This is a genomic window from Streptococcus sp. HF-100, assembly GCF_015594635.1.
GTDB lineage: Bacteria > Bacillota > Bacilli > Lactobacillales > Streptococcaceae > Streptococcus > Streptococcus vaginalis.
The window spans coordinates 1-15,252 of sequence record NZ_JADNQV010000006.1 but is presented as its reverse complement, the minus strand read 5'-3'; the positions used below and the strand labels follow the sequence as shown (position 1 = coordinate 15,252).

15 protein-coding genes and 1 pseudogene are annotated in these 15,252 nt (G+C 39.0%); 15 read left to right on the top strand and 1 reads right to left on the bottom strand.

From position 1 onward, the window contains the following. The first annotated feature begins 166 nt into the window (after window positions 1-166). On the top strand, window positions 167-2,164 hold the full coding sequence (gene metG, locus IYQ23_RS06605) for a methionine--tRNA ligase (protein ID WP_195674436.1): 1,998 nt from the start codon (window positions 167-169) through the stop codon (window positions 2,162-2,164). A gap of 201 nt (window positions 2,165-2,365) precedes the next feature. Here the strand turns inward: metG and IYQ23_RS06600 are convergent, their stop codons facing one another. Further along, entirely contained in the window at window positions 2,366-3,547 is a 1,182-nt protein-coding gene (locus tag IYQ23_RS06600) for a DUF2974 domain-containing protein (RefSeq protein WP_195674435.1), read from the bottom strand. 93 nt (window positions 3,548-3,640) lie between these two features. Between IYQ23_RS06600 and IYQ23_RS06595 the strand changes: the two genes are divergently transcribed. The 14 genes and pseudogenes from IYQ23_RS06595 to IYQ23_RS06535 form a co-directional block, all read left to right on the top strand. Further along, entirely contained in the window at window positions 3,641-4,327 is a 687-nt protein-coding gene (locus IYQ23_RS06595) for a response regulator transcription factor (RefSeq protein ID WP_195674434.1), read from the top strand. Then, entirely contained in the window at window positions 4,311-5,291 is a 981-nt protein-coding gene (locus IYQ23_RS06590; protein WP_195674433.1) for a sensor histidine kinase, read from the top strand. The genes IYQ23_RS06595 and IYQ23_RS06590 overlap by 17 nt, the downstream gene beginning before the upstream one ends. A 122-nt stretch (window positions 5,292-5,413) precedes the next feature. Then, on the top strand, window positions 5,414-6,172 hold the full coding sequence (locus IYQ23_RS06585; RefSeq protein WP_195674432.1) for a TraX family protein: 759 nt from the start codon (window positions 5,414-5,416) through the stop codon (window positions 6,170-6,172). Window positions 6,173-6,205: 33 nt separating this feature from the next. Beyond that, window positions 6,206-6,361 (top strand): hypothetical protein, encoded by a 156-nt coding sequence (locus IYQ23_RS06580; protein WP_195674431.1) that lies wholly within the window; start codon window positions 6,206-6,208, stop codon window positions 6,359-6,361. Between the two features lie 14 nt (window positions 6,362-6,375). Continuing rightward, window positions 6,376-7,155 carry an ABC transporter ATP-binding protein gene (locus IYQ23_RS06575; protein WP_022525183.1) on the top strand — a complete coding sequence of 260 codons (780 nt, stop codon included), beginning with the start codon at window positions 6,376-6,378 and terminating at the stop codon, window positions 7,153-7,155. Beyond that, entirely contained in the window at window positions 7,136-9,112 is a 1,977-nt protein-coding gene (locus tag IYQ23_RS06570) for an FtsX-like permease family protein (protein WP_195674430.1), read from the top strand. Before IYQ23_RS06575 ends, IYQ23_RS06570 begins: the two co-directional genes overlap by 20 nt. A gap of 152 nt (window positions 9,113-9,264) precedes the next feature. Next, on the top strand, window positions 9,265-10,131 hold the full coding sequence (locus IYQ23_RS06565; RefSeq protein ID WP_195674429.1) for an ABC transporter ATP-binding protein: 867 nt from the start codon (window positions 9,265-9,267) through the stop codon (window positions 10,129-10,131). A 1-nt stretch (window position 10,132) separates the two neighbouring features. Next, on the top strand, window positions 10,133-10,996 hold the full coding sequence (locus IYQ23_RS06560) for an ABC transporter permease (RefSeq protein ID WP_195674428.1): 864 nt from the start codon (window positions 10,133-10,135) through the stop codon (window positions 10,994-10,996). 25 nt (window positions 10,997-11,021) lie between these two features. Continuing rightward, a complete protein-coding gene (locus IYQ23_RS06555; RefSeq protein ID WP_174721263.1) occupies window positions 11,022-11,477 on the top strand; it encodes a LytTR family DNA-binding domain-containing protein in 456 nt (151 codons plus the stop codon). Window positions 11,478-11,489: 12 nt separating this feature from the next. Further along, on the top strand, window positions 11,490-11,894 hold the full coding sequence (locus IYQ23_RS06550) for a DUF3021 domain-containing protein (protein ID WP_195674427.1): 405 nt from the start codon (window positions 11,490-11,492) through the stop codon (window positions 11,892-11,894). A gap of 163 nt (window positions 11,895-12,057) precedes the next feature. Then, the gene (locus IYQ23_RS09655) at window positions 12,058-12,186 is read left to right on the top strand and encodes a hypothetical protein (protein ID WP_259298978.1); all 129 of its coding nucleotides are present in this window, start codon (window positions 12,058-12,060) and stop codon (window positions 12,184-12,186) included. A 138-nt stretch (window positions 12,187-12,324) separates the two neighbouring features. Beyond that, a complete protein-coding gene (locus IYQ23_RS06545; RefSeq protein ID WP_003040243.1) occupies window positions 12,325-13,092 on the top strand; it encodes an ABC transporter ATP-binding protein in 768 nt (255 codons plus the stop codon). Beyond that, window positions 13,085-15,073: an ABC transporter permease gene (locus tag IYQ23_RS06540; RefSeq protein WP_195674426.1), complete on the top strand. Its 1,989-nt coding sequence runs from the start codon at window positions 13,085-13,087 to the stop codon at window positions 15,071-15,073. Before IYQ23_RS06545 ends, IYQ23_RS06540 begins: the two co-directional genes overlap by 8 nt. 100 nt (window positions 15,074-15,173) lie before the next feature. After that, window positions 15,174-15,252 (top strand): annotated as a pseudogene (locus IYQ23_RS06535) (transposase); the annotation flags it as partial.

The window sequence follows — 15,252 nt, the reverse complement described above, 5'->3', positions numbered from 1 at the left end:
GACTAAAAGCGGTTATCCTGACATTTCTAATATTTTTATCGCAGAGTAAGAAAGCGGCATTTTATTTATGTTTACTATAGGTGACTATCTTTTCGCAAACCCCGTGAAATATGATATAATGAGGTGTTATCAAAAAAGGTTTCATTCGCCTTGAAAGGATTAAAAAATGACTGAAAAACAACCATTTTATATTACGACACCGATTTATTACCCATCTGGCAAGCTCCATATAGGGAGTGCTTATACGACCGTTGCTTGTGATGTCCTCGCTCGTTACAAGCGTCTCATGGGGTATGATGTTTTTTATTTGACAGGGCTTGATGAGCACGGTCAAAAGATTCAACAAAAAGCAGAAGAAGCGGGCATAACTCCTCAGAAATATGTGGATGGAATGGCAGAAGAAGTAAAAGAACTCTGGGAATTGTTGGATATCTCTTATGATCAATTTATCCGCACAACTGATGACTACCATGAAAAAGTTGTGGCAGATGTCTTTGAACGTCTCTTGGCTCAGGATGATATTTACTTAGGTGAATATTCAGGCTGGTACTCTGTTTCTGATGAAGAATTTTTCACTGAAAGTCAGTTAGAAGAAGTTTTCCGTGATGAAACTGGCAAGGTTATCGGAGGAATTGCCCCATCAGGTCACGAAGTTGAATGGGTGTCAGAAGAATCTTACTTCCTTCGCCTCAGCAAATACCAAGATCGTTTGGTCGAATTTTTCAAATCGCACCCTGACTTCATCACTCCTGATGGTCGCCTCAACGAAATGTTACGTAACTTCATCGAGCCAGGTTTGGAAGATCTGGCGGTTTCTCGTACTACCTTTACCTGGGGTGTACCAGTCCCATCAAATCCAAAACACGTTGTCTATGTTTGGTTTGATGCACTGCTCAACTATGTGACAGCTCTTGGCTACGATCAAGACGAACACGCTAACTTTGACAAATTCTGGAACGGAACAGTCTTCCACATGGTTGGAAAAGACATCCTTCGTTTCCACTCAATCTACTGGCCAATCCTTCTCATGATGCTCGATATCAAATTGCCAGAACGTTTGATTGGTCATGGTTGGTTTGTCATGAAAGACGGCAAGATGTCTAAGTCTAAAGGGAACGTTATCTATCCTGAAATGTTGATAGAGCGCTATGGACTGGACCCACTTCGTTACTACCTCATGCGTAGCCTTCCGGTTGGTTCAGACGGAACTTTTACTCCAGAGGACTATGTAGGTCGAATCAACTATGAATTGGCCAATGACCTTGGGAACCTCCTCAACCGCACGGTTGCTATGATTAACAAGTATTTTGAAGGTGAAGTTCCAGTTTATGTGGAAAATGTGACGGACTTCGATGCTGATTTGGCAGCAGTAGTTGCTGATAGTTTGGCACAATACCACAAACAAATGAATGCTGTGGATTATCCACGCGCCCTTGAAGCGGTTTGGAATATTATTTCTCGTACCAATAAATACATTGATGAGACAGCTCCGTGGATATTGGCGAAGGATGAAGTTAAACGTGATGATTTAGCAGCGGTTATGGCACATTTGGTAGCTAGTTTACGTGTGGTGGCACATTTGATCAAGCCATTTATGATGACAACAAGTGACGCTATCTTGAGTCAGCTTGGTTTGCCAGAGGCAACTTCGCTGGAAAATCTTAACTTGGCAGGATTGTCAGCAGGCTTAACTGTGGTTAAAAAAGGAACACCAATCTTCCCACGCCTAGACATGGACGCAGAGATTGCCTACATCAAGGACCAAATGGAAGCCAATAAGCCAGCCATTGAAAAGGAATGGGAGCCAGAAGAGGTAGAACTCAAACTCAACCGCAAGGAAATCAAGTTTGACGACTTTGATAAGCTGGAAATTCGTGTCGCAGAAGTCAAAGAAGTTTCTAAAGTGGAAGGGAGTGATAAATTACTCCAATTTCGCTTGGATGCTGGAGATGCAGAAGATCGTCAAATCCTCTCTGGGATTGCTAAATACTATCCAAACGAGCAAGAATTGGTTGGCAAGAAAGTCCAAATCGTAGCGAACCTCAAACCACGCAAGATGATGGGACGTATCAGCCAAGGCATGATCCTCTCAGCAGAATATGGTAATCAACTAACTCTGCTCACAGTAGATCAAAATGTACCAAATGGTAGCTTGATTGGGTGAGCCCACAGGAAGATTAGAATTAAAAATGAGGCTGGGACAATAATGTCTCAGCCTCGCTTTGTAAGGGTTATAAGCTTGTCGCCTCGATCCACGGAGTGAATGGGAACTGTTCGTCCGAGGGTCGGACGAACTATTTGAGTAGTAGTTAAAAAAAGGGAGTGAGACAGGACTCCCTTTTGTAGTATAAAACATGATGATGCACTATTCATCTTTATTTAAAAACGAAAACCTCTCCGCCAGACTAGTCCAGCTTTCTCGTACATCGGTCATAAAGGCCATTGGACTAGGTGTTTTAAAATCATCAATCCAGGCTTGGTAACGGATAGAGATGAGCAGGCGTGTTAGGCGGCTGAGCATTTCTTTTTCTTGCTCGGTAAGGGCTTGGGCATTTTGGACGATAGTCAGCAATTTCTTGATACTGTTGGGTTGGAAAAATTCATCAATGGACGTAATTTGAGCGTCTAAAATGAGACCGAAAAAGACATCAAAGAAATCTTTAAGTTCGTCATCGGGAACCGTCTCCACCCATTCTTTGAGAGTTTTGTCTGTCTGAATGCTGTCTGGGTTGAGCGTGTCAAGTAAGACAAAGTGCTCATTTTCGATTTGCCAAGAGAAGGTATCGTGCTGGGCAATACCACCAATAGCCACACTCTTTACAATGTGCGCTTGCTTAGGTGTTTCTAGCATCATCCCGACAATAGAGCCTTGCGGAATGTAACGTTTGATTTTTGGAGCCATTTCCTGATAGCCGTCTGTTTCAATCACTGTGTGATTCAGTCCCGGAGCGTCAAAACTATAGATTTGAGAAATTCTTGCTTGCAAGGCAGGCTCCACTTGGCTGCCAGCGTAAGTCGCTAGATTGCCACCTTTGGAATGTCCTGTCAAAATAAAGGTCGCTGTTGGAAAAGCCTGCATGACCTTTTGAATGTAGCGTACAGCAGTTTGCTGCGCAGGGACATGCTCCATATAAGTCATGTGAAAATCTTCTTTCCAACCGATAATGGAATCATCTGTTCCGCGAAAAGTGATAACATAGGTGTTTAAGCTGATTTTATAAGTCATAGCAGCAAATTGTTTTTGCACATCTAAATCAATATCATTCACATAACCCAAGAGTTTGATGTTCTTATAGCGTTTGACACTTGCTACCTGCTGCAAGAGTGCCAAGCGATGTTTGGTATTCATCATGGAATTTTCTTGAGACATATCTTGTGGCACATCAGTTAAACGGCTGGCTTTTTGCAGGTCAAGACCGTCCGTTACGATTGTGTCATAGTTTAGATACGTGATCTCGGTCAAAAGCAGAATATCTAGCTCTGTAAAGGGCTGATCGTAGATACTGTCGTATTGTACATCTTCTAAATAATTAAAAATATTTCCCATAAAGGTTCTCTTTTCTGAAAATCTATTGTTAGTATAGCATATTTTCGCAAGTCTTTGTTATAATAGAGAAAGAAAGCGGAAATGAGGGATAGGATGCACAAGATATTATTAGTAGAAGACGATGCTGTTATTCGCCAACAAGTCAAAAAAATGCTGGAGCAATGGGGATTTGAAGTGGTTGCAGTAGAGGATTTCATGCAAGTCTTGACGATTTTTGTCAAGGAAGAGCCGCATCTAGTGCTAATGGACATCGGCTTGCCTCTCTTTAATGGATACCACTGGTGCCAAGAAATTCGCAAGATTTCTAAAGTGCCCATTATGTTTTTGTCATCAAGAGACCAAGCAATGGATATCGTTATGGCAATCAATATGGGTGGTGATGACTTTGTCACAAAACCGTTTGATAACAATGTCCTTCTTGCTAAAGTGCAAGGGCTGTTGCGGCGGTCTTATGAGTTTGGAACGGATCAAATTCTGCTAGAATATCATGGTGTGATTCTCAATCTTAAGTCCATGGATATGGTTTATGAAGGCGAAGTCATTACCTTGACCAAGAATGAATTTCAGATTTTGCGCGTGCTGTTTGAGCATTCTGGTAGCATTGTTGCGCGTGATGATCTTATGAAAGAGCTCTGGAATAGTGATTTTTTCATTGATGACAATACCTTATCTGTGAATGTTGCACGATTGCGTAAGAAATTAGAAGAAGCGGGGCTCAAGAATTTCATTGAAACAAAGAAAGGTATAGGCTACGGATTAACCAATGGATTATCAGAATAAGCGTTTGTTTCTTAGCTATTATTTTCGCTCGCGCCAGTTTTTATTTTTACTGTTACTTATTTTTTGTACACTATTATTTTCCTTTTGTTATCTTTTTGAAGATGAACGAGCAGTCTTACAGTATGTCTTATTGATTTTATTGCTGATTAGTCTGGCGGGTTTCCTGTTGGATATCGTAAAGCAGTACCAAAATTTTCGTCATCTTGTCTTTTATGGGGAAGGTCAGGCACAGACACCGATAGAAGCTCTGCTATTTTTCAAAATTGAAACGTTAAAAAATGATAAAAAAGAGTTAAAATTGCAAGAGCAAATAAAGCAAAATGATTTGCTGGATTACTACACGCTCTGGGTGCACCAGATCAAGACGCCGATTGCTGCTAGCAAGCTCTTAGTGGAGGACTTACAAGAGCAGACGCTCAAAAATCAATTGGAGCAGGAGTTGTTTAAGATCGACTCTTATACCAACTTAGTCCTACAATATCTGCGGTTGGAAAGTTTTCATGATGATTTAGTCGTGAAAAAAGAAAATATAGAAGACTTGGTCAAAGATGTTGTCAAAAAGTATGCAATTTTCTTTATTCAGCAAGGATTGAGTCTAAATTTGCATGATTTGAATCACACCATTATCACAGATAAAAAGTGGTTTCTTGTTATTTTAGAGCAAGTGCTTTCTAATAGTCTTAAATATACGAAGCAAGGAGGCATTGAGATTTTCTTTAAGGAAGATACCTTGTATATGAAGGATACTGGTTTGGGGATTCAAGATGCCGATCTTCTGCGCGTGTTTGAGCGAGGCTTTTCTGGCTACAACGGGCGCCTAACGCATCAGTCATCAGGATTGGGGCTCTATTTATCTAAGAAAATTGCGGATGAACTGGGGCATGAATTGCATTTGCAGTCGGTGGTCGGAGAAGGCACAACCGTTATGATTACTTTTAAAGAAAAGAAATTATTGTTTGAATAAATGCAATCTTACAAAATTGTAAGGTTCGCCTCTAAAAATGAAAGGTTATGTTATGGTAGCAGCCTTTCTTTTTTTGTATCATAAGATTAGAAAATGAATGATGTTTCATAGAGGAGGCAGTTATGAAAACAAAAGGATTGAACGCTTTTCAGCTCAAGCTCTTAATGGCTGTTTTAATGGTCTTTGATCATCTTGAAAAAATACCAGGTTTACTGTCAGGTGAATGGGCGAGCATTTTTCATGCTTTAACACGCTGTGTAGCAGTTTGGTTTGCTTTTGCAGCAGTGGAAGGTTTTCGATATACACGGAGCCGCTTGCTTTATAATGTACGTCTCTTTTTCTGGGCAGCCATTATGTTTGTAGGCAATACGATTCTCAATCTGCTGTTTCAGTCTAAAGGAGTTCAGATATACAATAATATTTTTCTAACCTTGGCTTGTGGTGTACTTGTATTAAATCTCTTTTTTGGGATTTCTCAAAATAGCAATTCGGTTGACATCAAACGCCAGCCCATTCGCTTTATCTTAGGCATTGTTGTCTGCTTGTTGTCTGGTTTTGTGACAGAAGGTGGCATGGTCATTATTCCGTTTATGCTGATTACCTATACTTGCAGGGAAAAGAAAAAACTACGAAATCTGCTGTATAGTATTTTAGCGATTGTCCTATTTTGTATGAGTATTCAGATTTACCCGACATGGAGCGACACACTGTTAATGATGTTTTATAATTCCGATTGGCTTTTTATCACAGTACTGCCTTTTATTTCACTCTATAATGGCGAGCGCGGTCCTGTGACCAAGTGGAGCAAGTATTTCTTTTATATCTTTTATCCAGCTCACTTATGGTTGATTACTTGCATTGCTTACCTCGTACATAAATAGATGAAAAATTGGACGATGACGAATTGACTGCAATTGGAAAATTGGAAAAAGAAAGCTGAAGATAAATATGATAAAATTTTATTGAAACAAGACAGGCAATTGCTTCAACCAAGTATAAAAGGTATTGAAAAAGCGCAATTTGGCTATGAAGTGAGTCAATCAGCGCAGCATTTATATTTTAGATTTTAAAAAAGGAGTAGATCATGACACTATTAGACGTACAGCACGTGAAGAAAATTTACAAGACTCGCTTTCAAGGCAATCAAGTAGAAGCGCTGAAAGATATCCATTTTACAGTAGATGAGGGCGATTATGTCGCTATTATGGGGGAATCTGGCTCTGGGAAGTCCACTCTGCTCAATATTCTTGCCATGCTAGACAAGCCAACCGAAGGACGTGTCTTTCTTAATGGCACCGACACCGCGACAATCAAAAACAGTCAGGCTTCGAGCTTTCGTCGGGAAAAATTAGGTTTCGTTTTTCAAGATTTCAACCTGTTAGACACGCTCTCGGTCAAGGACAATATCCTCTTGCCGCTCGTCTTGTCGCGCCGTCCGATTACAGAAATGATGCAAAAGTTGGTTACTACCTGTAATGAACTGGGGATTAACCAATTGCAGGAAAAATTCCCTTATGAAATTTCCGGTGGTCAAAAGCAGCGGGTGGCAGTAGCGCGTGCTATTATCACCAATCCGGAAATTCTGCTGGCGGATGAACCAACAGGGGCGCTCGACTCTAAATCTTCAGCGGCGCTTTTAGATGTATTTGATGACATCAATGACCGCGGACAGACGATTCTTATGGTAACTCACTCGACTTCTGCGGCAAGCCGTGCTAAGCGCGTACTGTTCATCAAGGACGGAATTTTGTACAATCAAATCTTCCGAGGAGATAAAACAGAGCGGCAGATGTTCCAAGAAATTTCAGATACCTTAACGGTCATGGCAAGCGAGGTGAGTGGCTATGTTCAAACTAACGAATAAATTAGCAGTCTCAAACCTGATAAAAAATCGCAGTCTGTATTATCCATTTGCTCTAGCAACGATTGTGGCAACAGCGATTTTGTATAGTTTTGTATCGCTTGCCTACAGCCCCAATCTAGAAGCCAGTTACGGTGGCTCGGCGGCTCGTATGACCCTGCAATTTGGGATTTGGGTCGTTCAGATTGCAGTTCTTATCCTTATCACCTATGCCAATAGTTTTGTCATGAAGAATCGCTCACGGGAGCTTGGTTTGTACAGTATCTTAGGAATGGAGAAGCGGCACATGCTGCTGATGACTTTCTTTGAAATGCTTTACTTTTTCTTAGTGACTGTCGGACTTGGAATTGGTTTAGGTCTTCTTTTAGACAAATTGCTTTTTGCAGTTTTGCTGAAATTCATGGGAATGAAAGTAGTAATTGCCTCAACTTTCCAATGGTCGAATATTTTCACCGTTTTAGCTAGTCTGGGTGTGGCTTTTGCGCTGATTCTCTTTTTAAATTCTACGCGCCTGCTTCGTTACAGCTCACTTCATTTGATGAGAGAAAAGAAGGCTGGAGAGAAAAAAGGACGATTTCTTGGCTTGCAGACGCTTGTGGGTTTAGGGCTTCTGGCTGCGGCTTATTATATCGCACTCACAGTTGACAAGCCGGTGTCTGCCATTGCGACTTTCTTTATTGCAGTTCTTATGGTTATTTTTGCGACCTATCTTCTTTTTAATGCAGGGACAATCACATTATTGCAATTTTTAAAGAGAAGAAAAAAATATTACTACAAAACGCAGAATTTCATTTCTGTATCCAATTTGATTTTCCGTATGCGTAAGAATGCTGCAGGTTTAGCTACGATTTCAATCCTTTCAACCATGCTGCTGGTAACTCTGGTCGGCTCTATCAATATTTATGTAGGTGGGAAAGATTATCTGACAACTTTGTATCCAAAGGATTATAATATCATGATTACAAGCGCAAAGACGGATAAAAATGCGACTATTTTACAAGCAGTCAAAGAAGTAGCACGGGGAAAAGGCTTGACAGATGCCAAGTATGAAGATTATAGTTATCAATTTTCTATGATTTCGAAAATCAATGGCAATCAGCTGACTATTGCTGAAACGATGGAAGGACTAAGTGTAGAAGAAACTCAAAAGATGATTGCTCCTTTCCTTGTCATCAGCCGTCAAGAGTACGAAAAAATGACAGGGAAAAAAGTTGATTTGGCTGATAATGAAGCACTTCTATATGCAAAAAATCTTCGAATCAATCAAAAGCAAGCTCTCACCATCAATGGAAAATCGTGGAACATCAAAGAGCATCTGACGACAGATTTTGCACATGGAAAGATTGTCAATCTCTCTGGTATGGTGTCACAAAAAAACATGTATATGGTTGTCAATAATCCCAGTCAAGTCGGTCTGAAATCTTTCTATACTTACTACATCGGTATCCAATCTTCCAATAAACAGGTTGATCTCCAAGAAAGTATTTTCAATGCTCTTCAGCAACAAGGTCAGGAAAGTGGCAATATCAGTCTTTCTGAGCGTTACCGCATTGAAAAAGATTATCAAGGAGTTATTGGAACTCTTCTCTTTATCGGCATTTTTCTTTCTACGATTTTCCTACTTGGGACAGTTCTTGTGATTTATTACAAACAAATTTCAGAAGGTTATGAAGATCGTGAAGGCTTTATCGTTCTGCAAAAAGTTGGACTGGATGAAAAGCAAACGAAGGCAACGATTCGAAAGCAAATCATAACAGTTTTCTTCTTGCCGTTGCTCTTTGCCTTTCTTCACATCGCTGTTGCTTTTCATATGTTGCAGCTGATTGTAGCTCTCTTAGGTGCAACAAATATACCATTACTCATTCAAACAACGATAACTACTTGCGGTGTTTTCCTCTTAGTTTACATCTTAGTGTTTGTAATGACCTCCAGAAGCTACCAAAAGATTGTAGCACAATAAGTATTTTGAACCATTCGTTTTTTGGCGAGTGGTTTTTATCTTGTAAATCTGACTTCTTATCTAGCTAGCAGAACCTCTTATCCAAAAGTGCGAGATTTTTTTAAAAGTGAGTAGTATGATAAGTTCGTAAAATAAATTATTGGAGGAACGTTATGCTACTAGAAACACGCCATCTTAGCAAAGTCTATGATAATAAGCAAGCTGTGAATGATTTGAATCTTCAGATTGAAACAGGAAGTTTTACCGCTATTTTAGGACCAAACGGTGCTGGAAAGTCTACAACGATTCAAATGTTGACAGGACTTTTGCAGCCTACGGCAGGAGAGATACTGTATGATAACCCCATTAAATTAGGTGTTGTTTTCCAAAACAGTGTTTTAGATGATATGCTAACGGTGCAAGAAAATTTAGAAATTAGAGCAGGTCAATATAAGGATATTGATAAAGGAAAAGTTGATGGCTTAGTGAATCAATTGGGATTGCAAAATTTCTCAACGCAATTATATGGGACTTTATCAGGTGGACAAAAACGACGAGTGGATATTGCCCGTGCTCTGCTGAATAGCCCAGATATTCTCTTTCTTGATGAACCAACTACTGGTTTAGATATTCAAACTAGGAAAGCCATTTGGGAGCTGATTCACCAGTTGCGAATAAAAGAGAAGATGACGGTTATCTTAACCACTCATTATTTAGATGAAGCAGATGATGCAGATATGATTTATATTGTGGATCACGGTCAAGTGACTGCCAAAGGTTCTGCTAATCAGATTAAAGAGCAATATGCTCAGAATTTTCTCAAGGTATTCGTGACCGATACTGCTGATTTTAAAGAAATTTTGAAGGAAGAGATTCCTTTTGAGGAAGTAAGAGTGAATGAACTGTTGATTCACCCAGAAACGACAGAAAAGGCTTTAGAGATTCTAACGTGTGGTCGCTCTTTTATTCGACAATTTGAATTTCGACCAGGAACAATGGACGATGCTTTTATGGCGTTGACAGGAAGAGAGGTACGTTAAAATGATAATGATCATTAAAAGAAATTTTTTACTATATTTTCGTAATCGTAGTGGAGTGGTTTTATCCCTTCTTGGAGCCATGATTTCCTTTATATTGTACTTAGTTTTTTTGAAAGCAAATATCAAGACCTCTTGGAGTCAAGTCCCTCATACCAATCAGTTATTGGATTCGTGGTTGATTGGTGGAACGCTTGCCATTACAGGGTTAACCACAACCTTTTCGAGTTTTTCCCAACTAGCGAAAGATAGAGAAAGTAACGTAACACAAGACCTAGTTCTGACAGATTTGGGACGCTGGGGCTTGTCTATCAGTTACCTTCTGAGTACTGCCATCATTGGATTTTTGATGCAGATCATCATGTTTACTGTCATGGAAGGCTACTTTATCTGGGACGATCAGATTGTCGTTGATTTGACTTTGCTTCCTCAAATCCTCCTTATTATGGTGCTCAATGCACTCTTATGTTCGATTTTCAATGGTATTCTTGTGAATCACTTCAAATCAGTAGATACGCTTGGAAAGCTAGCAACGATTATCGGAGCTGCCTCTGGTTTCTTAGTTGGAACCTATATTCCAATAGGGGTTCTTCCGTCATTTGCTCAAACGATAATGAAATGTACTCCCTCCACATATATTGCTTCTCTCTTTAGACAAGTAATGATGAAAGATAGCTTAGCTACTGTTTTTCATCATAATACAGCAGCGCAAGATTATTTTGAAAAGATGATGGGCATTCAATTAAAGTGGGAATCTCTATTGACAATGAAAGAAACATACTATATAGTTGTAGTAGTTTTAGTTGCCTTGCTTGTCATTTGGACAATCCAACAGCTTGCTACCAATCGGTGGACTAAAATTGCTTAAATTGATAGAAAGTTAGAGAAATTTTTTGCAGACTAAATTCAAAATGAATCCAACCATTCCTTCAAATGATCCCCTTGTTGTGATTCAAGCGGACGAGTTAGAAGCTGAAGCCAAAGAAATTTTTGAATATTTACATCAGTACAAGTCGTCTTGTGTGAATGCTATTCCCATTAAAACAGATGATAAAATTGTCATGGTAAAGACGGATCAGATTATTTTGGCAGACATCAATCAGACAACATTGATGGTGTATTGTGTGGATGGTATCTATGCGACGACCGAAACACTCACACATTTTCAAAGTCGGGTTAATCGTAAAAACTTTATTCAAATTTCAAAACACGCTGTCATCAATATTGACCATTTGTTATCATTATCGGATAGCTTTTCAGGAAATATGACGGCTAGATTGACAAACAAAATTAAGTCAAGTGTCAGTCGAAAATACGTCAGATTGTTAATGGATTATCTCGGTTTGTAGAAAGGAACAAACATGAAAAAAATTGTAGTGTCTATGCTAGAAGGTCTGCGCACTGGTTCCTTAGCTTATTTACTTGTCTTAGCTTTTCGGATCCAAGAATCCCAAGTGACAACTGCTAATATCATCAGTATCTTACTAATGAGTGCTTTGATAGGCTTATTTACTTTGCTATTTGAGGTTGAAAATTTTTCTTATTTGCTACAGTTAACGATTCATTTTTTCCTAACTTTAATTGTAGTTTGTGTGATGATGATTTATAATGGCTGGGCTTTCAATCTTGTGCGAGCTGAGTTTTGGCTAGATTTCATTGTTATTTATATTTTAATTTGGCTATTTGTTCGCTTAGATATTTATCTAAAAACAAAGAAAATCAATGAATCACTTGTAAAATTAAGAAGAAACCGTACAAAAGAATAGCTTAGGTCTTGTAGTTATATCCAGAGGGCTGGGGACACATTTGTCCAAGCCTTTTTTCTTACAAAAATGTAAGTTTTTAAGGCTCAAATGAAAGGTTATGTTATGGCAGCTGTTTAGCGATTTTTGTATCATATAAGTGTAAAGAAAATAAAGGAGAAAGAACATGAAAACAATTTTATTAAAGCAAAAATCAATGCCAAAAACTGAAAAAATTTCCAAAGAAGAAATCGAAAAGACAAAAATCGGCTGTGCTTCTAGTCAATATTATTTCTGGCTACAATATAGCCATTGAGATACATTTTTAATATCAGTACAGCTTCAGGCAATCTTACAAAAATGTAAGATAAAAGTCAAAAATGAAAGGTTAAAGTATGGAAAGTTACTTTTCTTTTCAGTATGATAGATATATAAAAATTGTTAGGAGAAAATGATGACACTATTAGACGTACAACACGTGAAGAAAATTTACAAAACTCGCTTTCAAGGCAATCAAGTAGAAGCGCTGAAAGATATCCATTTTACAGTAGATGAGGGCGATTATGTCGCTATTATGGGGGAATCTGGCTCTGGGAAGTCCACTCTGCTCAACATTCTTGCCATGCTAGACAAGCCAACCGAAGGACGCGTCTTTCTCAATGGCACGGATACAGCGACGATTAAAAACAGTCAAGCTTCGAGCTTCCGTCGGGAAAAATTAGGTTTCGTTTTTCAAGATTTCAACCTGTTAGACACGCTTTCGGTCAAGGACAATATTCTCTTGCCGCTCGTTTTATCACGCCGTTCGATTACAGAAATGATGCAAAAGTTGGTTACTACTTGTAATGAACTGGGGATTAACCAATTGCAGGAAAAATTCCCCTATGAAATTTCCGGTGGTCAAAAACAACGGGTGGCGGTGGCGCGTGCTATTATCACCAATCCAGAAATTCTGCTGGCAGACGAGCCAACAGGGGCGCTCGATTCTAAGTCTTCTGCGGCGCTTTTAGATGTATTTGATGACATCAATGACCGCGGACAGACGATTCTTATGGTAACGCACTCGACTTCGGCGGCAAGCCGAGCTAAGCGAGTACTGTTCATCAAGGACGGAATTTTGTACAATCAAATTTTCCGAGGCGATAAAACAGAGCGGCAGATGTTCCAAGAAATTTCAGATACCTTAACGGTTATGGCAAGTGAGGTGAGTCAAGGTGTTTAGATTAGCGGGAAAATTAGCGGTTTCTAACCTAGTGAAAAATCGTAGATTATACTATCCATTTGCGTTGGCAACTTGTTTAGTCGTCGCTATTTCATATATTTTTAATTCTTTAACGTTTAATCCTCATTTACAAAAAATGCAGGGGGCAAGTTCTATTTCATTTGTCTTGGCTCTTGGAGTGATTATTGTGACGATTGCTGCAGCGATTATCGTTTTTTATGCTAATAGCTTCGTCATGAAAAATCGCTCGAAAGAACTGGGGCTGTATGGAATGCTAGGACTTAATAAACGTCATCTCTTTACCATGGTGTTCATTGAGTTATTGATTTTAGGAGCGACGACTGTCACGATTGGTCTTGGATTTGGTATTGTATTTGATAAACTGATTTATGCCTTTTTACTGAAATTGATGGGGTTAAAAGTTGTTCTAGTATCCACGTTTCAATGGTTAGTTCTTATTTCAGTTGTTGTCATCTATGGCGTTATTTTTGCGGGCTTGGTGCTTGTCAACGGTTTGAGGATTCTACGTTTTAATGCTTTGCAATTGGCCAAGGAAAAGAATAGCGGTGAAAGAAAAGGACGATTTCTTCTGATTCAAACGATTATTGGATCGATTTCTTTAGGCTATGCTTATTACCTAGCTCTGAGTGTCAAAAATCCATTGACAGCAATTGGTATATTTTTTATAGCTGTTCTCTTTGTTATTTTAGGGACTTATCTGCTGTTCAATGCAGGAGTTACGGTATTTTTACGGTTGCTTCAGAAAAATAAACGGTATTATTATCAACCTAATAATATGATTTCTGTGTCCAATTTGATTTTTCGGATGAAGAAAAATGCAGTGGGATTGGCAACGATTGCGATTCTTTCAACGATGGTTTTGGTCACCCTGGCTGGAGGTGTCAATATTTATGCAGGTGCTGGTTATCTTAAAAGCGTGATGTATCCCCAAGATTATACGATAAAGGGGAATGCAGTTTCAGCTGCTCAATTGGATCAGGCATTGACAGAATTTGCAAAAGAGAATCATTTAACAGTCACTAAGAAAAATGCTTATCAATATTATTCGATGGGAATTAAAAATCAAAAGGGCAATCAGCTTGATATTTATCCAAAAGGTGAAACACGAGTTTCTCCACAGGCTTATATTCTGCTGTTTTCAGCTGATGATTATCGGAAAATGACGGGCAAAACATTGAATTTAAAAGATAATGAGACAGTAATCTTTGCAAAAGGAATCTCTATCAGGCAAACTCAGCCTCTTAAGCTGAACGGGCAAGAATTGATAGTTAAAGAACTTTTAAAAGAGGACTTTGTTCTTGGAAACATTACAGATCAGTATAATATCATTATCCCTCAGTCACTTTTTATGGTGGTTAATGACCCACAAAAATTGGTGGATTCCCAAAAGCAACATTACACGATTAATACAGAATTATATGGCGGCTTGAATATCAGGGCTTCTAATAAGAAAAAGGGCGATTTGGATACAGCTTACCAGAAGAAGCTGAAACAGTTCAATACGACGCTCCCCGATAATGCCGGTGTGTATGGTTATACAAGAATCCAAGGTGTGCAGGAAATTATGAGTATGTTAGGTGGCGTTTTCTTTATTGGTATTTTCCTTTCAATTGTCTTTATGCTGGGAACGGTTTTGGTAATCTACTACAAACAGATTTCAGAAGGGTATGAAGACCGAGACCGCTTTGTAATTTTACAAAAGGTAGGATTAGATGAAAAGCAGACCAAGCGCACCATTCGCAAACAAATTTTGACTGTGTTTTTCTTGCCACTCATCTTTGCCTTTGTTCACCTAGCTTTTGCTTATCATATGCTGAGCCTTATGTTGAAAGTTCTGGGGGTCTTAAATGCTGCATTGATGTTGGAAGTTACGCTTGGCGTTTGTGCTGTTTTCTTTATCGTCTATGTACTTGTCTTTCTCATCACATCACGCAGTTATCGTAGAATTGTGTCGATTTGAGTTAGCGATAGGTACGGATAATAGTGAAAAGGAGTAGAGCTATTCTGATCTACACCCCAAAAATTAGACAGAAAAAATCTAACTTTTGGGGTATTTTATTATGAAATTGAGTTATGAAGATAAAGTGCAAATCTATGAACTAAAAAAACAAGGAATCAGCTTAAAGCAACTCTCAAATA